This window comes from Xenorhabdus ehlersii, assembly GCF_003610465.1.
Taxonomy (GTDB): Bacteria; Pseudomonadota; Gammaproteobacteria; order Enterobacterales; family Enterobacteriaceae; genus Xenorhabdus; species Xenorhabdus ehlersii.
The window spans coordinates 1,177,402-1,203,371 of sequence record NZ_RAQI01000001.1 but is presented as its reverse complement, the minus strand read 5'-3'; the positions used below and the strand labels follow the sequence as shown (position 1 = coordinate 1,203,371).

Sequence of the window (25,970 nt, the reverse complement as noted above, 5' to 3'; positions counted from 1 at the left end):
AACACTTTACAAATGATATTGAGAACGATTATCATTCTTAGCACTTTCAGTGCACCACCTTCAGGGTCCATGTGAAAGTACGACATTGCTCACATTGCTTCCAGTGTTTACTTTATAGGCCAACTTTATGTTGGCTTTTTTTTTACCCTGATATTGTCTTATTTTTATTCAAAAATTTTGAATATTTAGATTAAATTTCCCGTCTTTTCTATTTCACTCCTTCAACTAGACTACAAAAAAAATTTGAGGGATTTTGCAATGATCTACTTACGCCAAGCTTCAGAACGGGGTCATGCCAATCACGGCTGGCTGGACAGTTGGCATACTTTTTCATTCGCCAACTATTATGATGCAAATTTCATGGGATTTTCTGCTCTCAGGGTTATTAACGAGGATGTGATTGATGCTGGACAGGGATTCGGCATGCATCCTCACAATGATATGGAAATATTGACTTATGTGCTGTCTGGAACGGTGGAGCATCAAGACAATATGGAGAACAAAGGGAGAGTGTCTGCGGGAGAATTCCAGATTATGAGTGCAGGAACGGGTATCCGTCACTCAGAATATAACCCACAGCATGATAGCCAACTGCATCTTTACCAGATCTGGATCATACCGGAAAAAACAGGACTCACTCCTCGTTATGAACAACACCACTTTGATACGACCGAAAGTCGCCAATTAATTCTTTCTCCTGATGCCCGTGCTGGTTCCCTAAAAGTTTTTCAGGATATGACATTATGGCGTTGGGCATTAAGAAATGGTGAAAATGGTGAATATGACATGGAAAAAGCACGCAACATCTGGATTCAGGTTGTTCGTGGTGAAGTAATGATCAATGGAATTCGGGCTACCACCAGCGATGGTGTTGCTATTTGGGATGAGTCCCAACTTCGGCTAACTGCAAATCAAGAAAGTGAAATCCTACTGTTTGATTTACCATCCAACTGATGTTGAGTACCGAAAAAGAACTCTACCCAACCGAATAGAGTTCTTTCATTGAAAACTTAAATTACATTACAGCTTAGGGCCAACTTTCACCAATGCAGCACCCGCAGCGGTGTCAGTATATTTATCAAAGTTATTGATAAAACGTTGGGCCAGATCTTTTGCCTTCACATCCCATTCAGATTTATCGGCATAGGTATTGCGTGGGTCCAAAATGTTGGTATCTACGCCCGGCAATGTCGTTGGTACGGCCAGATCAAAAATCGGCAGTTGAATGGTATCCGCCTCTTCAATGTCACCATTAAGAATCGCATCAATAATCGCACGGGTATCTTTGATGGAAATACGTTTACCCGTGCCATTCCAACCTGTATTGACCAGATAGGCTTTCGCCCCCGATAATTGCATACGTTTAACCAGGACTTCCGCATATTGCGTCGGATGCAGTGACAGGAATGCCGCCCCAAAGCAAGCAGAGAAAGTTGGTGTAGGTTCCGTCACACCACGTTCAGTTCCTGCCAATTTTGCCGTGAAGCCAGACAGGAAATGATATTGGGTTTGTTCTGGAGTTAAGCGGGAAACCGGAGGCAGTACACCGAAAGCATCTGCGGTCAGGAAAATAACCTTGGTCGCATGCCCTGCTTTTGAGATCGGTTTAACGATATTTTCAATATGGTAAATCGGATAAGAAACACGGGTATTTTCTGTTTTAGAGCCATCATTGAAATCAACCGTACCATCCGCCAGTACAGTGACGTTTTCCAACAGGGCATCACGGCGAATGGCGTGATAGATATCCGGCTCAGCCTCTTTGGACAAATTGATAGTTTTCGCGTAGCAACCACCTTCAAAGTTAAACACGCCATCATCGTCCCAGCCATGTTCATCATCACCGATTAACTTACGTTTCGGATCAGTGGAAAGTGTGGTTTTCCCTGTTCCAGAAAGACCGAAGAAAATAGCGACATCTCCCGCTTCACCCACGTTGGCGGAACAGTGCATAGAGGCAATACCTTTTAGTGGTAACAGGTAGTTCATCATCGAGAACATCCCTTTTTTCATTTCACCACCGTACCAAGTACCACCGATTAACTGCATACGCTCTGTCAGGTTAAAAGCAACAAAGTTTTCAGAATTCAGCCCCTGCTCTTTCCATTGAGGGTTGGTGCATTTAGCTCCGTTCATCACAATAAAATCAGGTGTGAAGCCAACTAATTCTTCGTCTGACGGGCGGATAAACATATTTTTCACAAAATGTGCCTGCCACGCCACTTCAGTAATAAAACGCACTTTCAAACGCGTATCCGCATTGGCTCCGCAAAAAGCATCAACCACAAACAAACGTTTGCCTGAAAGCTGCTGAGTAACCAAACCTTTTAGATGAGACCAGGTTTCCTGACTGAGCGGTTTATTATCGTTCTTTCCTTTGCCCTGATCAGCCCACCATACGGTGTCGCGGGTAATATCATCGCGGACAATATATTTATCTTTCGGAGAGCGCCCCGTGAAAATACCTGTATCTACCGCGACAGCACCAAGGTTAGTCAATGTACCACGCTCATACCCTTGTAATGAGGGTTGAGTTTCTTCAGAGAATAACAGTTCATAACTTGGGTTATAAACAATTTCACTAACACCGTGAATACCATAAACCGCAAGTTCCTGCTCAGTAATGCCTGTAACGCTCATTTGTTGCTCCTGGTCGGTTATACTTTATCTCTGTAGGGGATAATAAATAATTATGACTAATTAACAGCGATTGTTATCAAAAAATTGAAATCACATTACTTTTTTTAAGTTTATATGAGACACAGGGCACGGAATGGCAGAATTATTCGTATAAAAAAGGGCGTGTATAACGCCCTATAAGAGTTCATTGCTAATCAGTGCAACCGCTCTTTTTTGCAGCCTTTATTTCGTTGATATCTTTCTCGTCGAAAACATAGTGCATGCCACAAAATTCACATTGCATGTCGATTTTGCCATCGTTGTGCAAAATTTCCTGAAGATCAGCTTCTGATAACGTCACCAGCGTATCAGCACAACGTTGCTGGGAGCAGGTGCAACGGAATTCCACTTGCTGAGGTTCATATAGCGTGACATCTTCTTCATGATAAAGGCGATGCAAAATCTCTTTCGCATCCAGCGTAAACAGCTCTTCTCCCTTAATGGTTGCAGTCAGTTGCACCAAATGGTCAAGCATATCTTCGCTGCCTTCTTGTGCCCCAGGCAAGATTTGCAATAACATGCCACCTGCTGCTATTTTTCCATCCTGCATACCAGTACGGATAAACAGGCGAGTTGGCAACTGCTCTGACTGTTTGAAGTACGCATCCAGACACTCTGCCAATGTATTGCCTTCCAGTGCCACAACGCCTTGATAACGCTCACCTTCTGTTGGTGTCACAGTGATGACCATATAACCATTACCGACCATATCACGCAGGCTACTTGCGGCATTCACTTCACCATCAATACGGGCCGTACCACGCATCTGTTGCAGGTTGTTACCATTAATTACCGCCAGTTTGACCGGCCCATCCCCCTGTATCTGTACCGTGATATCACCATTGAATTTTAAGGTGGCTGTCAACAGGCTGGTTGCGACCAACAATTCACCCAATAGCTGCTGTACCGGTTGGGGGAAATGATGATTCTCAAGCATCCGTTGGTAAGTTTCACTAACGGAAACAAGTTCCCCTCTGACAGAATGGCTTTCAAATAAAAAGCGGTGTAATTGGTCATACTTGGTCATAAATCTCTCTCATTTCACTGAGACGGTTGTACTCTTCGTCTTTCAAGTTGCCTATTTTTATTGGATACAGCTTAAAATCGATTAAGTATCTCCCGACTCATTTAATTTTGCGTTCTTGAATTTTATCAGTGTACGCCGTTCTTTTTTGTCTGGACGGCGATCGGGATGTGGCATCGTGAGTGCATTCATTTTACGAGCCAATGCCATTTTTTCCCTATTGATAATACTTTCTGCCGTTTCCTGATAAAGCTGCTGGGCTTCGGTAGCACTCCGTCTGTGACTGCACAATGCCAAGACGATCACCGTTTTTTCATCATTTCCCTGACGCAGTTTAATCTCTGCATTCAATTCAACCAACTTACTCGGCTTACTCCGTTGCCCATTATAATGAACTTTTCCCCCTTCAATCATTTCACGCGCAATGGAACGGGTTTTATAAAAACGACCAGCCCACAGCCATTTATCAAGGCGAACAGCCTGATCAGTGTCTGAATTCTGCATGGATATTTCTCTTATTAAAACAGCTATCGTAGTACTGGGTGATATGTTGGAGACGCCGCCGGTTTTTCTGCTTTTTCTTGATAATCAATATGACGTTGATGATCAACGTTACCAACAAGATCATCAGTAGCAAACAACCTCCCAGATAACGAATAATCGACGTGGAATCCGGTTCACGGTGCAACACGATATGACGAGTCCCGTTGGGATCTTCTGACAATTTTGTCACAATTCCCTCCGTTTCAAATGGTGTCTTCATCAACAGCTCTAAAAGCCCCTGTAATTCCCGCCATCGATCTAAAGCTGAGTGTTCGTATATGTATTGTGTCCGCATCGGGTATTCAACTAAGGTTTTCCCCTCATCACTCAGCAATAAAACGCCTCCCGGAGATGGACTGTTTATAAGAATGACCATTTTATCGATCTCCCGATAGATAAATGATGCGGTAGTGGAATCAACCAGTTTTTCCAACGCATCGGCACTGATAGAACGCAACAATACCTTAGTTCCGTCCAGCTTGCCGCTTTCAGCGGCTTTTAACAGTTTGTCCCAACTTTTGGCATTTCCCAAATTGACCAATGCATTTTTCAAACGGCCACAATCAGCATCGTTCTGGCACAACTTTTGTGTTTTCAAAATGATTTGTGAAAAATTGTCCAGCATGGTCATGCCCGATTTGGCAATGGCTGCGTTCAGGCTAGGATTACTTTTACGTTCAACTGGATGTAATTGCTCACCAACCGCTGTAATCAGTGCTGAAGCACTTTCGACAACTTCAGATTCCAGCATAGGTAATGGAATTTCACTATTCCAATAGATACCCACACAATCAAATGGTGCGAATATTGTAATATTCGCTTTGGGCATGATATTGGGGGGAACATAGCACATCCCAACACCTTTGACCTTTAATACATCCCCTTCCTTCAACGGCATATTTTGTAGCTCATAGAAGCTGGTAATGACCTTGGTATTACTGCCATATAACCAGGCAAAACTAAGCCGCATGGATAAGTTCACCGGTTGATAAAAGTAAAGCAACAGCATGACAAATACAGAGAAAGCCACCAACATCACATTCTTTCTACTACGCTGATAAGGATAGTGCTTCTCTTCTTCATGCAAAGAGAGATAGCACCCCTGCCGCACAACATCGCAGTTGGTGTAAATATCAATATCGGTATTCTGATCAAGATCATGGGAAATATAAGGCTCCCAATGTACGGGATAAACCAGATCAATACCGCCCAGAGAGATATTCTTTCTTTGCTCCGGCTCAAACTCGCTAAATATTCCCCATCGTTTCGGAATGCCATTGAAACAATGGATATTGGCTAATTTTCGACTAGAGGGCAATCGAAAATGTGACCAAAAACCGCCTAGAATAAACAAAAACGCCACCAGCATTAACCACGGCAACATCGGAATGGGCACAAAAAGAGCCACAAACCACAGTGATAAACCAACACACATCAGGACGCTTCCCTGAATGCCCGTTGATTTCCGCAAACGATATTCTTCTAATGTCTCCTTGCGGATATGCAGTAATTTAGCACTCGAATTACCATTTTTTTGAATGGAGGCATGTTCGGTTTTTACCGTTACTCTCGTGATGAACAGATCTTGCTGATAATCTTGCAAAAAGTGACCATTAACCGCGATGACAAGCGGTATTGATGAGGTTCGAACAATCTCAATCGTATTCCGCTGTTTGATAAATGGCTCAAACAACACAGGCAAATGTATTTCTGTTTCACCAAGATAGTAGCGCCAATGGTGCTCCCCATCCGTTGCAGCAGAAAAACGGCTAATAGGATGCGTGATGGTATAAACATCATCATGTTTAACAGGGAGTACCGGATAATCAGCCCTGTGTCTACTATTCGGTTTCATCAGAAGACGGGCGTTTCGCAAGTAAGATTCTATGGCTTGGTATTCATCAGTATCCAGTTTACGGCTGGCAGTCTTAGCCATTGACTGTAGATAACACGCGTTACCAAGCCGCCTCCATCTGAAAATCAGAAAGGAAGCCATTATAATCAGGCTAATGATAAAAATAGCCAATATAATGACCAATGAGTTCATTTTTTCCCCATGCTCATAACAGCAGTACAGAGATCAGCAGAATAACAATCTCATGAAACACCCAAAATCAGGCTATTCCTATTCTTGTCTTCTATTTTTAATTTTATTTACAAAAGGTTATATAATTTTTCTCATACCTTTCCATAAATTAACGTCTTTTTTGCAAGAGTGAGTAAGATAGCAACAAAAATACATTCAAGCGATAATCGCTATCATTTACTAACATAATCCGCCATATTAAAGCAAAGCTTGAATGCGTAACCATTTCATCACAACACTTAAAAAATACAGTAATATTTAAGTTATTTGGCGCATTATTATTTTCAATTATCCGGTATATGACAACCATCAGGGGCAAGCATGATTGATCTAAAAAAACCTAAGATACTGAATATAAATGACGTTGCCCACTCACGCTTATTCAATATTCAATCTGTTGATCTTGAATTCAGTAATGGTGTAAAACGAGTTTATGAACGAATGAAACCGGCAAATCGTGAAGCAGTTCTAATTATTCCAGTTATCGGGGATGAATTAGTTCTGATTCACGAATATGCCGTTGGTATCGAACAATATGAATTAGGTTTTCCAAAAGGTGCCATTGATGCTGGCGAGAGTATTTTTGAAGCTGCCAATCGTGAATTGAAGGAAGAAATTGGTTTCGGCGCAGGAAAATTGGAACTGTTGACGAAATTGACGATGGCACCGTCCTATTTTTCCAGCAAGATGAATATCATGATTGCTCATGATCTTTATCCAGAATGTCTGAAAGGAGATGAACCCGAACCACTAGTGCAGAAACGCTGGCCAATCTCTGACATGATGTCACTATTGGAGCATCCCGATTTCAACGAAGCCAGAAATGTCAGCGCCCTATTTTTTGCTCAACGATACCTGCAAGCAAAAAAATAATGGGAAACATTAATTAATGCATTCCTTAAAAACGGGTATGCAATTGATATCCCAATACCAATTTTATACTCGTTTTAGGTGAAATACGGAGATAAAAAATAAACACCTAAATAGAGTAAGGTTTAATTTGATACATGTAATAATTTTAATGATATTTATGAAAAATAACTCAGTTTATTAAAAATAATAAATACACAAATTAACTACACCTTCAAAATTAATTCGCATCATCATAATCATCTTCCCCAGTAAATAACAAAAGGCCCCGCCAGTTCCCTGACAAAGCCTTTTTATTTCCGTTATTTTGATTGCAGGAAGATCAATCAGAATAGTTCACGACTTTCACCATTCTCAGTGACTGTTGTACCCACATCTGGTACGGCATATTCCGTCGGCTGAGTGCCATCAATGAAATACTCTTTACGGGTATTGCTACCACCATTAGATAACTTACCTGTAGCCCGATCAATCGTGACAGAAACAATGCCGGCAGGGGGTTCCATAACTTTCTCAGGAACACCTGCCAACGCAGTTTTCATAAAATCATCCCAAATTGGTTGAGCTGTTTTCGCGCCACCTTCCCCTTTTAATGCCGGAGTACGCCCCAAACTTCTGCTATGTTCATCGAAACCAATCCAAGCTGTTGCCACCATATCTGGGCCATAACCGGAGAACCACGCATCTTTTGAGCTGTTGGTCGTCCCAGTTTTGCCACCAATATCACGGCGCTTCAAATCACGGGCAGCCCGCCAGCCCGTTCCCATCCAACCCGGCTCACCAAAGATATTGGTATTCAAGGCATCATGAATAAGGAACGCCAACGGTGTACTAATAACGTGAGGAGCATACTGTTGATCATCCACATTAACATTTCCCGATACGCTCTCTAACTCCGGTTGAGGCGGTAAAGCTGGATTTTGCGGAACATCAGAATGAGCCACGTTCTCAATGGAGTCTTCAGACAATTCAATGGAACGAGCTGTTTCACCATAAATCACCGGAATGTTTTCACATTGTGGACAAGCAATTTTAGGTTTCGCTTCAAACAGTACCTTCCCCTCATCATTTTCAATTTTGCTGATGAAGTAAGGATCAACCAGGTAACCACCATTTGCCATCACGGCATAACCGCGTACTAACTGTAGCGGGGTAAATGAAGGGGAACCCAGTGCTAAAGATTCTGTACGTACAACATTTTCACCCGGTAAACCGAAACGCTTCAGGTAATCAGCAGCGTAATCAACCCCCATTGCACGCATGGCACGAACCATCACTACGTTCTTGGATTGCCCTAACCCCTGACGCAAGCGAATTGGCCCATCGTAAGTCGGTGGTGAGTTTTTCGGACGCCAATCCGTCCCGGCTCCGGCATCCCAACGGCTGATTGGCGCATCATTCAGCAATGAAGCCAACGTCAGCCCTTTGTCCATTGCAGCGGTATACAGGAATGGCTTGATATTGGAACCGACCTGACGCAACGATTGTGTCACACGGTTAAATTTACTCAATTCAAAATCAAACCCACCGACCAACGCTTCTATCGCACCATTCATCGGATTGATGGAGACCAACGCCGCATTAACGTCGGGAAGTTGAGCCAACCACCACATATCATTGACTTTTCTGATCCAAATTTGTTCGCCTGCTCGAATGACTTCATTGACACTATGTGGTACAGCGCCTTGTAAGCTGTCAGTTTTAAATGGACGTGCCCAGCGCACGCCTGCCATTGTCAACTCAACTTTGTTGCCATCCACCAGCATAACTTGTGCCTGGTGAGTGCTGGAGCTCGTCACAATGGCCGGCACCAGAGGGCCATATTTGGGCAAGGTTTTCAGCTTATCGATAATCTGCGTTTGACTCCATACCGGCTGATTGGCTTTCCATAACACTTCCTGGGGGCCGCGGTAACCGTGACGGACATCATAATCAATCACATTGGAACGCACCGCGTTTACAGCCGCTAACTGAGATTTGCGCGTGATAGTGGTATAGACCTTATAACCATCTGTATAGGCATTTTCACCATAACGATTGATCATTTCCTGGCGAGCCATTTCAGTCAGATAAGGCGCAGAAAAAATAATTTGTGGAGCGTGATAACGGGCAACCAATTTTTCTTCTCTGGCTTCATCATACTGACGCCGAGTGATATATCCCTCTTCCAGCATTCTTCCCAGTACCACATTGCGGCGGCTGATCGCCCGATCATAAGAATAAAGTGGGTTAAACGTTGAAGGCGCTTTCGGCAAACCGGCAATCATCGCCATTTCACCCAATGTCAACTCGTTGACGCTCTTGCCAAAATAGACATGAGCCGCAGCGCCAACACCATAAGCGCGATAGCCAAGATAGATCTTGTTGAGATACAACTCCAGGATTTCATCCTTAGTTAATAATTGTTCGATCTTAATCGCCAGAAATGCCTCTTTCGCTTTACGTATCAAAGTTTTCTCTCGGCTAAGAAAAAAGTTTCTCGCAAGCTGCTGAGTGATGGTACTCGCCCCTTGGGAAGCATGACCGGAAGTCATTACCACAGAAACAGCGCGGATCACCCCGATGGGATCAACACCGTGGTGTTCATAAAAACGGCTATCTTCCGTGGCAATAAAAGCTTTCTCCATTAGGGGAGGTATTTCTGACAAGGTAAGGGGTAAACGGCGTTTTTCACCATATTGGGCTATTAATTCGCCATCAGCACTGAACACCTGCATAGGTGTTTGTAACCGGACATCCTTTAGCGTCGCAACATCAGGAAGCTGTGGCTCGATATATTTGTACAAACCAAAAATCGAGGCAACTCCCAATAAAATGCAAACAACAATAAGGATCAAAAAATACTTTATGAACTTCACCTGAAATTTCTCACGCCATGTTAATCGGGCAGTTTATAAACGATCAGTACGTAGTATAAAAGGCTTAGTATAAAGGGATTAGTATAAGGGTTGTACAACACTATATGTACAATAACCATATGTACAAATAATAGATATCACCTTTACCAGTCCCGCTTTCATGTCTCATTAGGTTTTCATTAATTTGATGTTTTCGTTGATAGTAGATAAGGAGATCTCTATATGTATCCACCTAAATGGTATATCGGACTGGATGTCCAAGATCATTACATTCGCGCTCTTGCCGCCATTAAACGCCGTGACGGTTGGCAACTTCGACATTGCTGGCAATATCACTTATCCAGCGAGATTATTTCAGGAGGGCGGTTACAAGATCCTGAAAAATTATTCCACATTTTAATGCAATGGCGAAAAATATTACCTAAGAATCTTAGCTTAAGATTAGCCCTCCCTGTTCAGCAAACCTTACAGCGCCAGATCGCCTTACCTGACCATACTGCTTTACAGGAGCCGGAACTTGGCTGGTTTGTGCACGCCAATGCTGAAAAACAATTTCCTGCCAGTGATCTGGCGTTGGATTATCGTGTTCATGGTCAGCAGATTTGCATTAGTGCAACCCGTCAAAAAGATCTCAACCTCTGGCTGAATCTGTTCGCTGAGATCAATTTGTCTCTCGATGCCATTGATATTGCACCCTGTGCATTGCGTTATGTCGCCAAACTTGCGGGAGTGCCTGACGACAGTTGGTTAGTTCACAAACGTATGACAGACTGGCTATGGGTAGCCCCTGCTAACCGACCTTTCGGTTATGGCCTGATAACTTCACAACCGGATTCCCATCTGGTCCAGGTCATCAACCAGCTCCCCATGACTCCAGGAACAGAAAATTATGCAATTTATTACAGCGATGAAGAGCAATCGACATCAGTAAAAGCGATATCAGTATCAACAAAATCGGCCAATATTTGGCAACTCTTAATGGCGTTCCGTCATTATCATCCCCCACTGCCAGATAAAACGAATGCGTTCATTATTGCCGCAGGTTTAGCGCTCAGGCCGAGTGATCAATGATGCATCAAGTCAATTTTTTACCCTGGCGGCAGAAAAGGCTCAAACGCCAGTGCCAAACATGGGGAGCACTACTTTGCTTACAACTTACGTTGTGGACAGCAATATTGGTGTTTATTTCTACGCTACAAACAAACCAGATTAGACAATATCGCGAACAATTAACGGAAATGACTCACCAATTGGCTCAATTACAACAAACTATCAGTGCAACAGACCAAGCCGTGCAACAGCACCAACAATTGTCACAACAATTACGGAAAAAACGCATATTCATGGAACAGAATCAACGTTATTTACAACTATTTCGTCAACTTCCTCATTTATTACCAGAGAATAGTTGGCTGACTGCATTTAGTGACGACAGTGGACAATTAATTTTTACCGCCCGCAGTCAAAACTATACAGATATCTCCAATTTGTTGGATAACCTGACTGACGATACTTCGCTTAACAATGTACAGCTAAGAAAAATGACCACGACAGAAGATCATTTCAAGGTTTTTACCATTGATGCAAATTGGTTGATGGGAGAATCCGATGAGAAATAATTATCTTGAATGGTTTTATCGGCCCGTCTGGCAACAGCTTGTCTTGCAACAATTGCTCATCATCTCACTACTGTTGGGGTTCTATTTTTTAGTCTGGCAGAAAAATCGGTATGAGATTCACGCTCTCCAGAGCAATATTAAGCAGCAGCAACACAATGCGGTTCTATCCCGGCAAAAACTTGCTGAACTGCCATCTCTGCCTGAAACTCAACAGCAGATCCAGCATATGACTACAAGCCTTGCTCAAAACGGCCATCTTTCATCCTCAAAAAATAATACGACCATACTCAAACGACTGCATACACCACTAACCCATTCCGGTAGTCAGCTAATGGAATGGAAAATCCACAAAGAAAACGAACACGTTTTCTGGCATATCATGCTGTCGCTAAATTACGGCCAATTTCTCCATTTCTTGAATGAAATTCAAAAATTGCAACCACCGTTATTAATTAAGCACATCACAATTACACCTGCCGATGATAACCTAACGGTTCACATGGTTTTTTCAGATGAGGAGAAATCATGAACCGCCATCCTTTGCTTCTCCTAATCTGTCTCTTATTCCCCCTATTTGGTTTTACCGGAGAAGAGCCAAATTTTGAAATGCCAATAAGAGATCCGTTCCAGCCTCCGATAATAGAGAATGCAACTGACTTTTCTCCGGCAGAACAAAATGAGCAAGAACAAGAGATCGAATATCAGGCAATTACTTTGCAATACGCCGACGCAGGGCAAGTGGCAGAACAATTACAGAAAAATCATCCTGCACTACTGACAAAATGGGGAAAGGTTGAACACGATCCCTTAACCAACAGCCTGATCCTGGAAGATAAATTTGATGCCATTACCCGTATTAAAAACTGGCTGAAAGAAGTCGATACCCCACAGCAACAAGTACAGATCACTGCCCATATTGTTACCAGCAGTCAGGAAGCCCTGCATGAATTGGGGATTCATTGGGGAGTAAACGCCGATCCACATAATCAATCAATAGGTCTAAACCGCTTAAATCTACATCAACCCGCTGGCAATCAGCGCCATAGGTTGGTACTGAATACCGCCCGCATTCATGCAAACTTACTAGAGCTGGAACTCAGTGCACTAGAGCAGGAAAACCAGCTTGATATCATTGCCAGCCCACGACTAACAGCTTCACATCAGCAAACAGCCAGTATCAAGCAAGGTTCTGATATTCCCTATATTGTTCAGGACAAGGACAAAACTACCGTTCAATTTAAAGAGGCGGTATTGGGCATGGAAGTTACTCCCCATATTTTAAGGCAGGGGAAAATCCGGCTCGCACTGAAAATTAGTCAGAATGCGCCCGGTTTTCCCATCAACCAGGGAGGAAATGAAAATTTGTCCATCGATAAACAAGAGATAATAACCCAAGTTACAATTAGAAATGGGGAGACCTTGATTCTCGGAGGGATCTTCCAACAGAAAAAAACCGCAAGTTTACAAAAAGTTCCTTATTTGTCAGATCTGCCCCTATTGGGGGCATTATTTAACCAAAAAGGAGAGCAACATAGCCGCCGGGAACTCGTAATTTTTATTACACCTCAACTGACCGATATTTAATCAATGAAAAATATAATATAAAAATCAATCCATTAATAACGTAATTATGTTTTTTCTGTCAAAACACCTACCGTTTTTCTTGGTCTGGCCTGTTTATGGATTTGACGCTGAGAGTAATTTAGCATACAAGGATTAACTAATTGAGTGAGCAGATCTAATATCGCAAGCAAGAGCTTATACCCAATAGATGGCAAATTGCAGCAAAACAGCAAGTTGTAGGATGGAAGGTAGATACAATAGGCTCTCAATCGGCCAGCAAAAGCATGAACCCGATGATTCAGCTCGTGCGAAATTTATATAGTTGCAATACAGGCTGATGTGCTGAGATAATTTTCCTATCTGATCTCACATTATCACTCATGAGGTTTCAGTTTAGGTCCCGTGGCTAATCTGATTGGCGGGGCGGGTTATCATTAACAAACAGTCTTAGTAATACCAAAAACATGGCAGAGAAACGCAATATCTTTCTGGTTGGGCCTATGGGTGCCGGCAAAAGCACTATTGGTCGTCAGTTAGCTCAGCAACTCAATATGGAGTTTTACGACTCTGATCAAGAAATTGAGCGACGTACCGGAGCTGACGTGGGCTGGGTATTTGATGTGGAAGGCGAAGAAGGCTTCCGCGATCGCGAAGAAAAAATAATTAACGAACTGACTGAAAAACAAGGCATCGTATTGGCTACTGGAGGGGGTTCTGTTAAATCAAAAGAAACCCGCAATCGCCTGTCTGCCCGTGGTGTGGTCGTCTATTTAGAAACAACCATCGAAAAACAGTTGGCTCGTACCCAGCGCGATAAAAAACGCCCTTTACTTCAAGTTGATGCACCAGCACGAGAAGTTTTAGAGAATTTGGCTGATGAGCGCAATCCTCTTTATGAGGAAATTGCTGACGTGACTATTCGCACAGATGAGCAAAGCGCCAAAGTCGTCGCTAACCAAATCATTGAACTACTGGAAAAAAACTGATTATAGCGCGTCCGCACAGCGGCAAACGATAAGGCGAAAGCTGATATGGAACAAGTGACTGTTACGTTAGGTGAAAGAAGCTATCCAATTACCATAGCCGAAGGGCTATTTTCTGACAGTGAGGCATTCAAGCCCCTGCAAGCGGGTCAACAGGTCATGATAGTGACCAATGAGACGCTTGCTCCCCTGTATCTCGAACAGGTGAAATCCACATTGCAGAGAATGGATCTTCGGGTAAATGAAGTTATCTTGCCTGACGGTGAACAGCACAAATCACTTTTTGTGCTCAATGACATTTTTTCCGCCTTGCTGGAAAATAATCATGGTCGTGACACAACGCTTATCGCCCTTGGTGGTGGTGTAATCGGTGATATGACGGGGTTTGCCGCGGCTAGCTATCAACGCGGTGTTCGTTTCATCCAAGTACCCACCACGCTGCTCTCTCAGGTTGACTCTTCCGTCGGTGGAAAAACAGGAGTCAACCACCCTCTCGGCAAAAATATGATAGGCGCTTTCTACCAGCCAGCTTCGGTTGTTGTCGATCTCAATTGCCTGAAAACATTACCTGCTCAAGAATTATATTCAGGTCTGGCTGAAGTGATTAAATACGGCATTATTCTGGATGGCGAATTCTTTAGCTGGCTTGAAGAGAATATTGAGAAATTACTGGCTCTCGACAGTCAGGCAATGGCTTATTGCATCCGTCGTTGCTGCGAACTCAAGGCGTTGGTTGTTGCAGCTGATGAACAAGAACGCAGTGGAATGCGGGCACTGTTAAACCTCGGTCATACTTTTGGACATGCGATTGAGGCTGAAATGGGTTATGGTGTCTGGCTGCATGGTCATGCTGTTGCTGCGGGTATGGTGATGGCGGCCAGAGCATCTGAACTTGTCGGCACATTCTCAAAACAGGATACCCAACGTATCATCCGCCTGCTGGAACGAGCAAGATTACCTATCAATGGTCCTGAAGCAATGTCCCCTGATGCCTATTTACCTCATATGATGCGTGACAAAAAAGTTTCTGCCGGGAAACTGCATCTGGTACTACCAACAGCCATTGGGAAAGCAAAACTTCGTTCTGATATTGGGAAAAAAGTTATATTGGATGCCGTTCGTCTATCTCAGTTCTCCCTCCGCTAGATATACTTACTCTCTAATTAATTCCAACTTATTGCTCTGGCAGTGAATTTTACTGCCAGGCTGCAATTCGGAGGATGAAGGGAATTTCTGGATATGGCAAAATTTGCGCTGATAATAAAAGCTGAATGATGAATTATCCTCTAGCTGTTATGCTATACAATAGCTAGATTATCAAATAAAGCATCATCAGTTTTAGTTAGGTCAGACTGCCAAACCTCTTCAATAACAATTGGCAGAATTATCTCTGTTAGGAGGGCATGTGGACGAATTAAAATCAGAAAACAAACAAAAAACAGAAAGTGAATTAAAGCCTGATACTTCTGATCGCAATCCTCAGCGCTCCAGAAGACAATTCAATCAACCTAAGCTCGCAATATCCCGCCAACAAATAATGATCGGTGTTGGCATTCTGGTACTTTTGCTTCTGATTATTGCCATCAGCTCTGCATTGAAATCACCCACTGAGCATGAAAAACAGCAATCACAGCAAAATGCAGCAGAAAAGAGTATTAACCTTTCTGGTTCTTCTTCACTTTCTACCAATTCCCCCGGCAGCGAGCAAGAAAATCCGTCAGAACCAGCAATTCATGGCGCACGTGAAATCAGTCCGCCACCAATTAATAGTACACCAAGCAAAGATCTTCCTCCCAAAACTGGAACTGGTGGCTACAACCAGCGTATAGAGTTACCCGGTGATATTTCTGATGCTTTGAATCAACAACAAAGCACCATTAATAATTCTATACAAAACAATCTGACACAACCGCAAGCCAAACCCACTAAACCAACGGTAACACCACCTGTTGAGCCAAGCAAACCAGAGAAGGTTACGCCACCCAAAAGAGAGAATAAGGCCAGAGAAGACAATCACGCCAAAGCAGCTAGTCAATATCAAGCCAATAAAAAGAGCGTCGCCGATGCTGGTGGTGATCTGCTGAAAGCACCAGCAAATCGATTCACACTACAATTGAGTAGTGCCGGCCGTTCTGATACCTTAAGCGCCTTCGCGAAAAAAAATAACCTTATCAATTACAAGGTTTATGAAACTAAACGCGATGGCAAGACATGGTTTATCTTGATCCACGGTGATTACAGTTCTGTTTCTGATGCTAAAAGGGCTATTTCCTCACTGCCTGCTGAAGTTCAGGCCAAAAAGCCTTGGGTCAGAAAACTACAACAAGTTCAGCAAGATCTGAAAAAATAAAACTATTTTGATTAGGCGCTGATATGCTGTCCTAAACAGAGTACAATCTGCGGCTCTGAAATTATTGAATAACTAATTTGACGGCATGAAAAAAAAACGCGCTTTCTTAAAATGGGCCGGTGGAAAATACCCCTTGGTAGATGATATTAAACGTCATCTGCCAGAGGGAGATTGCTTGATTGAGCCATTTGTTGGCGCAGGCTCGGTATTCCTCAATACCGATTATGATTCTTACATTTTGTCAGATATCAATAGCGATCTGATCAACCTGTATAATGCCGTAAAATCTCGTGCGGATGAATTTATTAATCATGTCCGTCCATTATTTTCATCGGAGTTCAACACTGCCGAAAACTTCTATCGCCTGAGAGAAGAGTTCAACAAAAGCAAAGATCCCTTTCGCCGCAGTATGCTGTTTCTTTACCTGAACCGCCACTGCTATAACGGGCTTTGTCGCTATAATTCACGAGGTGAATTTAACGTGCCTTTTGGCCGCTATAAAAAGCCTTATTTTCCTGAAAATGAGCTTTACTGGTTTGCAGAAAAATCCCAGAAAGCAACGTTCATCTGCCAACATTACGAAATAGCATTAAACAATGCCTCAAAGGGTTCGGTGATTTATTGTGATCCCCCGTATGCCCCACTTTCGGCTACGGCTAATTTTACCGCCTATCATACAAATAGTTTTAACCTTCTCGATCAGGAAAATCTGGCGAATATCGCCTATCATATCTCGTCTCAAAAAGGCATTCCGGTACTCATATCTAACCATGACACACCGATGACACGGGAATGGTATCATCAGGCTTCCCTTTACATTGTTAAAGCCCGCCGGACAATAAGCAGAAATATTCTTGCCCGCAGTAAAGTTGATGAACTTTTGGCGTTATACTGCCAGGAGTGATTGAGGTTTCCAGCCCCTGAAATAATGGGGGATAAAACAATGAATTGGAGAAGATAACAATGAAGAAAGACTTTCTGATTGCCCCATCCATTCTATCCGCAGATTTTGCCCGATTAGGTGAAGATACCGCTCAGGTTTTGGCAGCAGGCGCTGATGTTGTGCACTTTGATGTCATGGATAACCATTACGTGCCAAATTTGACGATTGGTCCAATGGTCTGCCAGGCACTGCGCGACTATGGCATTACTGCGCCAATTGATGTTCACCTGATGGTAAAACCTGTTGATCGCATTATTCCTGATTTTGCCAAGGCTGGTGCAACTTATATCACTTTCCATCCTGAAGCGAGTGAGCATGTCGATCGCACACTGCAACTTATCAAGGAACATGGCTGTAAAGCGGGCTTGGTCTTCAATCCAGCAACCCCGCTTAACTATCTTGATTATGTATTAGATAAGTTGGATGTGATTCTGTTGATGTCTGTTAATCCAGGTTTCGGTGGTCAGTCTTTCATTCCAGAAACACTGAAAAAACTGCGTCAGGTACGTAAAATCATTGATGACAGCGGATATGATATCCGTCTCGAAGTTGATGGCGGTATCAAACCCAATAATATTGCTGAGGCGGCTCAAGCTGGCGCAGATATGTTCGTTGCCGGCTCTGCTATTTTCAGCCAGCCAGATTATAAAGCGGTTATTGATGAGATGCGCCGCGAATTATCGAAGGTAGCATAATGAAAAATGACGTCATAAAAGGAATTCGTGCCATTGCATTTGATTTGGATGGTACACTGGTGGACAGTGCTGGCGGTCTGGCTGATGCCTTGGATCAGGCTCTGATGGCCAAAGGCTTACCTGTTGCGGGCAAAGAACACGTCGCCGTCTGGATAGGCAATGGTGCTGATGTCATGGTTGAACGCGCATTAAAGTGGGCTGGAGCAGAACCGTCTGCCGAATTGCATAGCGAAACACGCAAACTGTTTGATAAATTTTATGAAACTAGCGTAGCCACAGGCAGCCAACTATTTCCCCAGGTAAAAGAGACGTTGGCAGAACTGGCAAAACACCATTTGCCGATGGCGATTGTTACGAATAAACCCACCCCTTTTATTGCTCCATTGCTGGAATCATTAGGTATCAGTGAATACTTTTCATTGGTGCTAGGCGGTGACGATGTTAAAGAGAAAAAGCCTCATCCCGCACCACTCTATCTAACAATGGGTATGTTTGGTTTGCATAAAGAAGAATTGCTTTTTGTTGGCGATTCCCGTAATGATATTTTGGCGGCACAAGCCGCTGGTTGCCCGTGTATTGGCTTAACCTATGGCTATAACTACGGAGAGTCGATAGTATCAAGCCACCCAAATTATGTATTGGACCATTTTTCGGATTTACTCCCAACTATTGGACTATCCACTTTGAACCCATTATCCAGTTTGAAAATACAGGAAGCTTAATAAAATGAATGAACCCACTGCAATGAAACCAAACTCCCAAAAACCTATTGTATTCAGCGGCGCACAACCCTCCGGTGAATTAACCATCGGTAACTATATGGGAGCGTTACGTCAGTGGGTTAAAATGCAAGATGAATACGATTGCATCTATTGCATCGTTAACCAACATGCCATTACCGTGCGTCAAGATCCCAATGAACTGAAAAAACGCACGCTGGATACGCTGGCACTTTACCTTGCCTGTGGTATTGATCCAAAGAAAAGTACCATCTTCGTTCAGTCACATGTTCCACAACATTCCCAGTTAAGCTGGGTGCTGAATTGCTACACTTATTTCGGTGAACTTAGCCGCATGACCCAGTTCAAGGATAAATCAGCCCGTCATGCAGAAAATATCAATGCTGGCTTGTTTGATTATCCGGTTCTCATGGCTGCTGATATTTTGCTTTATCAGGCCAATCAGATCCCTGTAGGCATCGACCAGAAGCAGCACCTTGAATTAACCCGTGATTTAGCGCTACGGTTTAACGCTTTATACGGCGATATTTTCACTGTTCCAGAGCCATTCATTCCAACAGGTGGCGCACGTGTCATGTCATTGCAAGATCCGAGCAAGAAAATGTCGAAGTCGGATGATAACCGCAATAACGTCATTGCCCTGTTGGAAGACCCTAAATCCGTCACTAAGAAAATTAAACGTGCAGTTACCGATTCTGATGAACCACCTTGCGTACGTTACGATCAGGAAAATAAACCAGGCGTTTCCAACTTACTGGATATTCTCGCTGGTGTAACAGGTAAAACTATTCCTGAATTAGAAGCCGAGTTTGAAGGTAAAATGTATGGTCATTTGAAAGGAGCTGTCGCAGATGCCGTAAGCGAAATGCTGACAGGCTTACAAGAACGTTTCCATCATTTCCGTAACGATAAAGCCTTACTTAACCAAATCATGGCAGAAGGTGCGGCCAAGGCTCAGGCTCGTGCCCAGGTAACCTTGGATAAAGTCTATGAAGCGGTAGGTTTGATCGCTCATCCGTAACAGCCAACCTTATGTGAATGCCAAAGGGTATCCATTTCCCCCTTTGGCATATAGATTCCGTTACTTACCGAATAAACGACGATTAAAATCCTCAATTCTTCCATGCAATATGCGTTTTTGCATCGTCAGATTCCAACTGGCAGACAATCCAGCAGCCCCCATTAAACGACGATACAGCTCTTCATCAAATGGGTTATGAAAAGCAATGGAAATTGCTTCCTTAACAGAAACATCGCTATTACGACTTAACAGTTTTATCGGTTCACCGGCACTCACCAATCCAGGAGAGATAACACGATATAACCAACCACAACGCCCATTATTTTGCATCATCGCAGCAAACTCACTGATGTTTGTAATAAAGTTGAGTTTATAACAAGGAGAACGTGGTTGAGTTACTTGAATCAGAGCTTCATCCCATTGGAAAATATCACCAATATAGACATCATCTTCCGTCATTCCTTCAGTGGATATATTCTCACCAAACAAGGGAGAGACAAATAATTCCATCAATTCAGGAAATTGTCTTTTCCAAAATAGGTAATGCTCTGTCGGATAATGGCAAAGCGCACGATCAGCTCCACCATGAAAACGAGTTTCCGCTTGTTCATCGCCTTCTAGCCCAAGAGAGGTTAGCTGTAAACGACCATTCACCACCAGTTTATTGATCGCACTGAACCCCAGTGTTTCTGACGATGATATTTTGCCTCTATATATTTGTGGATAATACATTCTTTATTCCCTCTCAGTGAGCTAGTGAAGATGAACACGTATTATCCAGGCATAATAACCAAGATTGCAGACAATAAGAATGCAGATCACAGCCATGACCTGCATTCTTATGAAAAAATAATAGGATGGATTATTTAGTTTTTTCTTCGTAACGTTTTGCCGCTTCATCCCAGTTTACTACATGCCAAAATGCTTTGATGTAATCAGGACGGCGGTTCTGATATTTCAGGTAATAGGCATGCTCCCATACATCCAGACCCACAATCGGGTAACCAGAAGCACCCGCTATTTCTTCACCCATTAACGGGCTATCCTGATTGGCTGTTGAAACAACAGCAAGTTTGCCATCTTCTTTCAGTACCAACCATGCCCAGCCAGAGCCAAAGCGAGTTGCTGCTGCTTGTTCAAATTTTTCCTTGAAGCTGTCAATACTGCCAAAATCACGCTCAATCGCGATTTTCAAAGCACCATCCAATACTGTGCCTAATTTTAAGCCTTTCCAAAACAGGCTATGGTTTGAGTGACCACCCGCATTGTTGCGAATAAAAGTGCGTTTATCGGCTGGAATTTTATCAAGCTGCTGAATGAGATCATCGATATCAAGTTTGCTTAATTCTGGAAAGGCTTCCAGAGCAGTATTCGTGTTAGTGACATACGTCTGATGGTGTTTAGTATGGTGAATTTCCATCGTTTGTTTATCGAAATGAGGCTCTAGCGCATCATAAGAGTAAGGTAGAGAAGGCAATGAATGGCTCATATCATATCTCCAGTTGTTTAGAATTTAGAATATATAAAGCTCACACCTTGTGAACAACATGATTATTATAGTGAATTGAACAATAATGAAAATGATTATCAATTCCATGTTATCTCTATGGTTTCCTTTATACATTCACGTTTCATGCCTTCTCATAGATAAAAATATCAATAATAAACTTAAATAACAGAATATAAATCCAATTAAAATAATAAACTCATTACTTAGTCTTGCTTAAACCTACAGCATTAAATGATCATTCCATAAAATTCATTCTCTTTATTGCGTGATCTTCCGCGCAAAAAAGAAACAAAAATTCTTCTCACAGTTTAGTTAACCTTGTTTTGACATAGTATTAACAATTGCAAGGAGATAAAAATATGACTCAAATAATCAAGCATCTTATTCCTGCTGATATTGCAGATACGGCCCTGATAAGCAAGCAACAGTACCTACATGACTATCAAAGGTCATTGCAAGACCCAGAGGGCTTCTGGGGTGAAAAAGGTAAAGTAGTTGACTGGATTAGGCCCTACACCAAGGTCAAAAATACCTCTTTCGATCCCGGGCATATCAGCATCCGCTGGTTTGAAGATGGCACCCTGAACCTAAGTGCCAACTGTCTTGATCGCCATTTGCAAGAGCGTGGTGATCAAACAGCCATTATATGGGAAGGAGATAATCCTGCAGAATCCCGCCATGTTACGTATCGAGAATTACATCATGACGTCTGCCAATTTGCTAATGTATTGAAAAAATTGGGGATCAAAAAAGGCGATGTTGTTGCTATCTATATGCCAATGGTGCCAGAAGCCGCCGTTGCAATGTTAGCCTGTGCCCGTATCGGCGCGATCCATTCCGTAATTTTTGGTGGTTTCTCTCCTGACGCCATCGCTGGTCGAGTTATCGATTCCAACGCTAAGCTCGTGGTTACCGCAGATGAGGGCTTGCGAGCTGGCCGCACAATCCCATTGAAAAAAAATGTTGATGAGGCACTGAACCATTCTGACGTTACTGGTGTGACTAATGTGGTTGTTTTCAGACGTACCGGAAATATTAAAAACTGGAATAACGGTCGTGATTTATGGTGGCATGAACTGACCGAGAGTGTTAGTGCTGAGTGTCCCGCCGAAGAGATAGGTGCCGAAGATCCATTATTCATTCTTTATACCTCAGGCTCTACAGGTAAACCTAAAGGCGTCCTGCATACGACTGGCGGTTATTTAGTCTACGCATCTTTAACGTTTAAATACACGTTTGATTATCGCCCTGGAGAAATTTACTGGTGTACAGCCGACATAGGCTGGGTAACAGGACATAGCTACCTGTTATATGGGCCTCTGTCTTGTGGTGCCACGACTTTAATGTTTGAAGGTGTCCCCAACTATCCCGAAGTTAACCGTCTCTGTCAGGTAGTTGATAAGCATAAAGTTAATATTCTTTATACTGCGCCAACCGCCATTAGGGCATTAATGGCCGAAGGTGATAAAGCCATAGAAGGTACTAAACGTACGTCATTACGTATTATGGGCTCTGTGGGTGAACCTATTAACCCAGAAGCATGGGAATGGTACTACAAAAAAATAGGCAACAGTAAATGCCCTATTGTAGATACATGGTGGCAAACCGAAACTGGCGGATTCATGATCACACCGCTACCGGGAGCGACCGATCTCAAGGCAGGCTCTGCCACTCTGCCATTTTTTGGTGTTAATCCAGCGTTGGTTGATAATTCTGGAGAAATTTTAGAGGGTATGAGTGAAGGCAATCTTGTTATCACGGATTCTTGGCCAGCACAGGCACGAACTTTATATGGTGATCATGAGCGTTTTGAACAAACCTATTTTTCCACTTTCAAGGGAATGTATTTCAGTGGTGATGGTGCTCGGCGTGACGAAGATGGCTATTACTGGATCACCGGCCGGGTTGATGATGTTCTGAATATTTCAGGCCATCGTTTGGGAACCGCAGAAATTGAATCAGCTCTGGTTGCATACCCTAAAATTGCTGAAGCTGCCGTTGTTGGCATCCCTCATCATATAAAAGGACAAGCAATTTACGCCTACGTCACACTAGTTCATGGTGAAGAGCCTTCCCCTGAACTGTATACCGAGGTCAGGGATTGGGTTCGTAAAGAAATCGGCCCAATTGCAACACCCGATATCCTTCATTGGACAGACTCTCTGCCCAAAACGCGTTCCGGAAAGATTATGCGGCGTATTTTGCGCAAGATTGCTTCTGGTGATACCAGCAACTTAGGAGATACCTCCACGCTGGCCGATCCGGGAGTTGTTGAAAAACTGCTGGAAGAAAAACAATCCATCAACATGTCGTAAAACATATGCGCCGCCGCAAGGCGGCTTGAATAACGCATCACCAAAAGTACGGAGCCGTACAGGGACGTGGCTAATCATCAGGAATTCCTTGGGTATGGCTATCCAATATCTGGTATCTCATGAGGTGGCTTAAGGTGTAACGTTTAAAATCAGCAAGGAGATACTCCAATGAGTGACGACATTTATCAAGAGATTGAAAATAATCCCCGCTTTAAGGAGTTAGTTAAGAAGCGAGGGCGTTTTGCCTGGCTGTTATCCATCATTATGTTAGTGCTTTATGTTGGTTTTATTTTCCTTATTGCTTTTGCTCCTGAATGGCTTGGAACACAACTTCATGAAAATACCAGTATGACGCGGGGGATCCCTGTAGGAGTTGGGATCATCTTCATCTCTTTTATACTAACCGGAGTTTATGTAGTCAGGGCGAATGGTGAATTTGATCGTCTGACGTCAACTATTCTCAACGAGGTAAGAAAATGAAAAAAATCGTATTACTACTTTCTTCCCTCTTTCCTATCCTAGCCCAAGCAAATGCCATTTCAGGTAATGTAGAGAAACAACCTCTGAATATTCAGGCAATTATCATGTTTCTGTTATTCGTCGGGTTAACGCTTGGCATTACTTACTGGGCTTCAAAGCGGACTATTTCACGCTCAGATTACTATACCGCTGGCGGACGTATTACTGGATTCCAGAATGGTATGGCAATAGCAGGTGACTATATGTCAGCCGCCTCATTTCTGGGAATTTCAGCGTTAGTTTATACCTCTGGCTATGATGGGTTGATCTATTCCATTGGCTTTCTCGTTGGCTGGCCAATTATTCTATTCCTCATCGCCGAAAGATTAAGAAATTTGGGGCGTTACACCTTTGCTGATGTCGCTTCTTATCGGCTGAAGCAGCGACCTATCCGTACCTTATCCGCAATGGGTTCGTTAGTTGTTGTTGCGTTATATCTAATAGCTCAGATGGTCGGAGCTGGAAAACTGATCGAGTTACTATTCGGATTGAATTATTACGTCGCTGTTGTTTTGGTCGGCATTTTGATGGTGCTTTATGTATTATTTGGCGGAATGCTGGCGACAACATGGGTCCAGATTATTAAAGCAGTTTTGTTGCTGGCAGGAGCAACATTCATGGCCCTGATGGTCATGAAAACGGTTAATTTCAATTTTCATACCCTATTTAAAGAGGCCATTGCGGTACATTCTCTTGGGCCTGCCATTATGAGCCCTGGAGGATTGGTATCTGATCCTATCTCTGCCCTCTCTCTAGGATTGGCATTAATGTTCGGTACTGCGGGATTACCCCATATTGTCATGCGGTTTTTTACCGTCAGTGATGCTAAAGAAGCCCGTAAAAGTGTTTTCTATGCAACCGGCTTTATTGGCTATTTTTATATCCTGACGTTTATTATCGGATTTGGTGCAATTCTACTAGTCAGCGCCAATCCTTCATTCAAAGATGCAACTGGCGCATTAATTGGTGGTACAAATATGGCAGCTGTCCATCTGGCAAATGCCGTTGGCGGTGATTTTTTCCTTGGTTTTATCTCTGCTGTTGCTTTTGCCACTATTTTAGCTGTAGTAGCAGGGCTAACATTGGCAGGCGCTTCCGCAGTATCTCATGACCTCTATGCCAATGTGATTAAACGGGGACAAGCTAATGAACGAGATGAGCTAAAAGTTTCAAAAATTACTGTCGTTATTCTGGGGTTAGTTGCTATTGGCTTGGGTATTTTGTTCGAAAAACAAAACATTGCTTTTATGGTTGGTTTGGCTTTCTCCATTGCTGCAAGTTGTAATTTCCCTATCATTTTATTGTCAATGTACTGGAGCAAGCTGACTACACGTGGAGCATTAGTTGGTGGATGGTTGGGATTACTGACAGCAGTTGTATTAATGATCCTAGGCCCTACGATCTGGGTTAGTATTCTTGGTCATGAGAAACCCATTTATCCTTATGAATATCCAGCTCTGTTTTCCATGTTTATAGCATTTATCGGAACTTGGTTATCTTCAATTACCGATACTTCCGCACAAGGAATGCAGGAAAAGGAAATGTTTCGCAGTCAGTTTATTCGTTCGCAAACAGGTATTGGTATCGAACAAGGGAAAGCACATTAGCTTTTGGTTAATTATTTCGATTTTTCTCAAACGCAAAAAAGCCAT

The 25,970-nt window shown here is 43.0% G+C and carries 23 protein-coding genes; 16 read left to right on the top strand and 7 right to left on the bottom strand.

The genetic code is table 11. The features are described 5' to 3' along the window. The first annotated feature begins 258 nt into the window (after window positions 1-258). Window positions 259-954, top strand: a complete 696-nt coding sequence (locus BDE27_RS05735) for a pirin family protein (RefSeq protein ID WP_099131848.1) — start codon at window positions 259-261, stop codon at window positions 952-954. A gap of 66 nt (window positions 955-1,020) precedes the next feature. On the opposite strand, the gene pckA is transcribed toward BDE27_RS05735, so the two are convergent. From pckA to BDE27_RS05715, 4 genes are all read right to left on the bottom strand, one after another. Next, the gene (gene pckA, locus BDE27_RS05730; RefSeq protein ID WP_099131849.1) at window positions 1,021-2,640 is read right to left on the bottom strand and encodes a phosphoenolpyruvate carboxykinase (ATP); all 1,620 of its coding nucleotides are present in this window, start codon (window positions 2,638-2,640) and stop codon (window positions 1,021-1,023) included. A gap of 190 nt (window positions 2,641-2,830) precedes the next feature. After that, the gene (gene hslO, locus BDE27_RS05725) at window positions 2,831-3,706 is read right to left on the bottom strand and encodes an Hsp33 family molecular chaperone HslO (protein ID WP_099131850.1); all 876 of its coding nucleotides are present in this window, start codon (window positions 3,704-3,706) and stop codon (window positions 2,831-2,833) included. 81 nt (window positions 3,707-3,787) lie between these two features. Then, complete coding sequence (gene hslR, locus BDE27_RS05720; protein WP_099131851.1) at window positions 3,788-4,207, bottom strand: ribosome-associated heat shock protein Hsp15; 420 nt, start codon at window positions 4,205-4,207, stop codon at window positions 3,788-3,790. Further along, the gene (locus BDE27_RS05715) at window positions 4,188-6,242 is read right to left on the bottom strand and encodes an IgaA/UmoB family intracellular growth attenuator (RefSeq protein WP_244208712.1); all 2,055 of its coding nucleotides are present in this window, start codon (window positions 6,240-6,242) and stop codon (window positions 4,188-4,190) included. The genes hslR and BDE27_RS05715 overlap by 20 nt, the downstream gene beginning before the upstream one ends. A 411-nt stretch (window positions 6,243-6,653) precedes the next feature. Here BDE27_RS05715 and nudE point away from each other — a divergent pair, with 411 nt between their 5' ends. Beyond that, entirely contained in the window at window positions 6,654-7,205 is a 552-nt protein-coding gene (gene nudE / locus BDE27_RS05710; RefSeq protein WP_099131853.1) for an ADP compounds hydrolase NudE, read from the top strand. A gap of 323 nt (window positions 7,206-7,528) precedes the next feature. Here the strand turns inward: nudE and mrcA are convergent, their stop codons facing one another. Beyond that, window positions 7,529-10,060 carry a peptidoglycan glycosyltransferase/peptidoglycan DD-transpeptidase MrcA gene (gene mrcA, locus BDE27_RS05705; RefSeq protein WP_099131854.1) on the bottom strand — a complete coding sequence of 844 codons (2,532 nt, stop codon included), beginning with the start codon at window positions 10,058-10,060 and terminating at the stop codon, window positions 7,529-7,531. A 222-nt stretch (window positions 10,061-10,282) separates the two neighbouring features. On the opposite strand from mrcA, the gene pilM reads away from it, so the two are divergent. The 11 genes from pilM to trpS all read left to right on the top strand — a co-directional run bounded on the left by pilM (window position 10,283) and on the right by trpS (window position 19,974). Beyond that, window positions 10,283-11,131, top strand: coding sequence for a pilus assembly protein PilM (gene pilM, locus BDE27_RS05700; protein WP_099131855.1), 849 nt, complete (start codon window positions 10,283-10,285; stop codon window positions 11,129-11,131). Continuing rightward, window positions 11,128-11,679: a PilN domain-containing protein gene (locus BDE27_RS05695; RefSeq protein ID WP_099131856.1), complete on the top strand. Its 552-nt coding sequence runs from the start codon at window positions 11,128-11,130 to the stop codon at window positions 11,677-11,679. The genes pilM and BDE27_RS05695 overlap by 4 nt, the downstream gene beginning before the upstream one ends. Beyond that, window positions 11,669-12,208, top strand: coding sequence for a hypothetical protein (locus BDE27_RS05690; protein ID WP_099131857.1), 540 nt, complete (start codon window positions 11,669-11,671; stop codon window positions 12,206-12,208). The genes BDE27_RS05695 and BDE27_RS05690 overlap by 11 nt, the downstream gene beginning before the upstream one ends. Next, entirely contained in the window at window positions 12,205-13,263 is a 1,059-nt protein-coding gene (locus BDE27_RS05685; RefSeq protein ID WP_099131858.1) for a secretin N-terminal domain-containing protein, read from the top strand. Before BDE27_RS05690 ends, BDE27_RS05685 begins: the two co-directional genes overlap by 4 nt. 443 nt (window positions 13,264-13,706) lie before the next feature. Continuing rightward, window positions 13,707-14,228, top strand: a complete 522-nt coding sequence (gene aroK / locus BDE27_RS05680) for a shikimate kinase AroK (protein ID WP_038237472.1) — start codon at window positions 13,707-13,709, stop codon at window positions 14,226-14,228. Window positions 14,229-14,273: 45 nt separating this feature from the next. Beyond that, window positions 14,274-15,371, top strand: a complete 1,098-nt coding sequence (gene aroB, locus BDE27_RS05675) for a 3-dehydroquinate synthase (protein ID WP_099131859.1) — start codon at window positions 14,274-14,276, stop codon at window positions 15,369-15,371. 259 nt (window positions 15,372-15,630) lie between these two features. Further along, window positions 15,631-16,575 (top strand): SPOR domain-containing protein, encoded by a 945-nt coding sequence (locus BDE27_RS05670; RefSeq protein ID WP_099131860.1) that lies wholly within the window; start codon window positions 15,631-15,633, stop codon window positions 16,573-16,575. Between the two features lie 85 nt (window positions 16,576-16,660). Further along, complete coding sequence (gene dam / locus BDE27_RS05665) at window positions 16,661-17,479, top strand: adenine-specific DNA-methyltransferase (RefSeq protein ID WP_099131861.1); 819 nt, start codon at window positions 16,661-16,663, stop codon at window positions 17,477-17,479. Between the two features lie 59 nt (window positions 17,480-17,538). Then, window positions 17,539-18,213 (top strand): ribulose-phosphate 3-epimerase, encoded by a 675-nt coding sequence (gene rpe, locus BDE27_RS05660; RefSeq protein WP_099131862.1) that lies wholly within the window; start codon window positions 17,539-17,541, stop codon window positions 18,211-18,213. Then, window positions 18,213-18,935 (top strand): phosphoglycolate phosphatase, encoded by a 723-nt coding sequence (locus BDE27_RS05655; protein WP_099131863.1) that lies wholly within the window; start codon window positions 18,213-18,215, stop codon window positions 18,933-18,935. Before rpe ends, BDE27_RS05655 begins: the two co-directional genes overlap by 1 nt. A gap of 4 nt (window positions 18,936-18,939) precedes the next feature. Further along, the gene (gene trpS, locus BDE27_RS05650) at window positions 18,940-19,974 is read left to right on the top strand and encodes a tryptophan--tRNA ligase (RefSeq protein WP_099131864.1); all 1,035 of its coding nucleotides are present in this window, start codon (window positions 18,940-18,942) and stop codon (window positions 19,972-19,974) included. 60 nt (window positions 19,975-20,034) lie between these two features. On the opposite strand, the gene yiiM is transcribed toward trpS, so the two are convergent. Both yiiM and sodA read right to left on the bottom strand, forming a co-directional pair. Continuing rightward, on the bottom strand, window positions 20,035-20,706 hold the full coding sequence (gene yiiM / locus BDE27_RS05645) for a 6-hydroxyaminopurine reductase (protein ID WP_099131865.1): 672 nt from the start codon (window positions 20,704-20,706) through the stop codon (window positions 20,035-20,037). Window positions 20,707-20,836: 130 nt separating this feature from the next. Then, window positions 20,837-21,463, bottom strand: coding sequence for a superoxide dismutase [Mn] (sodA, locus tag BDE27_RS05640; RefSeq protein ID WP_099131866.1), 627 nt, complete (start codon window positions 21,461-21,463; stop codon window positions 20,837-20,839). 380 nt (window positions 21,464-21,843) lie between these two features. Here sodA and acs point away from each other — a divergent pair, with 380 nt between their 5' ends. The 3 genes from acs (at window position 21,844) to actP (ending at window position 25,925) form a co-directional block, all read left to right on the top strand. Then, the gene (acs, locus tag BDE27_RS05635) at window positions 21,844-23,799 is read left to right on the top strand and encodes an acetate--CoA ligase (protein WP_099131867.1); all 1,956 of its coding nucleotides are present in this window, start codon (window positions 21,844-21,846) and stop codon (window positions 23,797-23,799) included. 168 nt (window positions 23,800-23,967) lie between these two features. After that, window positions 23,968-24,279, top strand: a complete 312-nt coding sequence (locus BDE27_RS05630) for a DUF485 domain-containing protein (RefSeq protein ID WP_099117453.1) — start codon at window positions 23,968-23,970, stop codon at window positions 24,277-24,279. Then, on the top strand, window positions 24,276-25,925 hold the full coding sequence (gene actP / locus BDE27_RS05625) for a cation/acetate symporter ActP (protein WP_099131868.1): 1,650 nt from the start codon (window positions 24,276-24,278) through the stop codon (window positions 25,923-25,925). The genes BDE27_RS05630 and actP overlap by 4 nt, the downstream gene beginning before the upstream one ends. Window positions 25,926-25,970 lie beyond the last annotated feature (45 nt).

What these genes read in the sequence shown, in the direction of transcription:
- BDE27_RS05735 (WP_099131848.1), top strand. Translation starts at nt 259, where the DNA reads ATGATCTACTTACGCCAAGCTTCAGAACGGGGTCATGCCAATCACGGC.
- pckA (WP_099131849.1), bottom strand. Translation starts at nt 2,640, where the DNA reads ATGAGCGTTACAGGCATTACTGAGCAGGAACTTGCGGTTTATGGTATT.
- hslO (WP_099131850.1), bottom strand. Translation starts at nt 3,706, where the DNA reads ATGACCAAGTATGACCAATTACACCGCTTTTTATTTGAAAGCCATTCT.
- hslR (WP_099131851.1), bottom strand. Translation starts at nt 4,207, where the DNA reads ATGCAGAATTCAGACACTGATCAGGCTGTTCGCCTTGATAAATGGCTG.
- BDE27_RS05715 (WP_244208712.1), bottom strand. Translation starts at nt 6,242, where the DNA reads ATGGCTTCCTTTCTGATTTTCAGATGGAGGCGGCTTGGTAACGCGTGT.
- nudE (WP_099131853.1), top strand. Translation starts at nt 6,654, where the DNA reads ATGATTGATCTAAAAAAACCTAAGATACTGAATATAAATGACGTTGCC.
- pilM (WP_099131855.1), top strand. Translation starts at nt 10,283, where the DNA reads ATGTATCCACCTAAATGGTATATCGGACTGGATGTCCAAGATCATTAC.
- BDE27_RS05695 (WP_099131856.1), top strand. Translation starts at nt 11,128, where the DNA reads ATGATGCATCAAGTCAATTTTTTACCCTGGCGGCAGAAAAGGCTCAAA.
- BDE27_RS05690 (WP_099131857.1), top strand. Translation starts at nt 11,669, where the DNA reads ATGAGAAATAATTATCTTGAATGGTTTTATCGGCCCGTCTGGCAACAG.
- BDE27_RS05685 (WP_099131858.1), top strand. Translation starts at nt 12,205, where the DNA reads ATGAACCGCCATCCTTTGCTTCTCCTAATCTGTCTCTTATTCCCCCTA.
- aroK (WP_038237472.1), top strand. Translation starts at nt 13,707, where the DNA reads ATGGCAGAGAAACGCAATATCTTTCTGGTTGGGCCTATGGGTGCCGGC.
- aroB (WP_099131859.1), top strand. Translation starts at nt 14,274, where the DNA reads ATGGAACAAGTGACTGTTACGTTAGGTGAAAGAAGCTATCCAATTACC.
- dam (WP_099131861.1), top strand. Translation starts at nt 16,661, where the DNA reads ATGAAAAAAAAACGCGCTTTCTTAAAATGGGCCGGTGGAAAATACCCC.
- rpe (WP_099131862.1), top strand. Translation starts at nt 17,539, where the DNA reads ATGAAGAAAGACTTTCTGATTGCCCCATCCATTCTATCCGCAGATTTT.
- BDE27_RS05655 (WP_099131863.1), top strand. Translation starts at nt 18,213, where the DNA reads ATGAAAAATGACGTCATAAAAGGAATTCGTGCCATTGCATTTGATTTG.
- trpS (WP_099131864.1), top strand. Translation starts at nt 18,940, where the DNA reads ATGAATGAACCCACTGCAATGAAACCAAACTCCCAAAAACCTATTGTA.
- yiiM (WP_099131865.1), bottom strand. Translation starts at nt 20,706, where the DNA reads ATGTATTATCCACAAATATATAGAGGCAAAATATCATCGTCAGAAACA.
- sodA (WP_099131866.1), bottom strand. Translation starts at nt 21,463, where the DNA reads ATGAGCCATTCATTGCCTTCTCTACCTTACTCTTATGATGCGCTAGAG.
- acs (WP_099131867.1), top strand. Translation starts at nt 21,844, where the DNA reads ATGACTCAAATAATCAAGCATCTTATTCCTGCTGATATTGCAGATACG.
- BDE27_RS05630 (WP_099117453.1), top strand. Translation starts at nt 23,968, where the DNA reads ATGAGTGACGACATTTATCAAGAGATTGAAAATAATCCCCGCTTTAAG.
- actP (WP_099131868.1), top strand. Translation starts at nt 24,276, where the DNA reads ATGAAAAAAATCGTATTACTACTTTCTTCCCTCTTTCCTATCCTAGCC.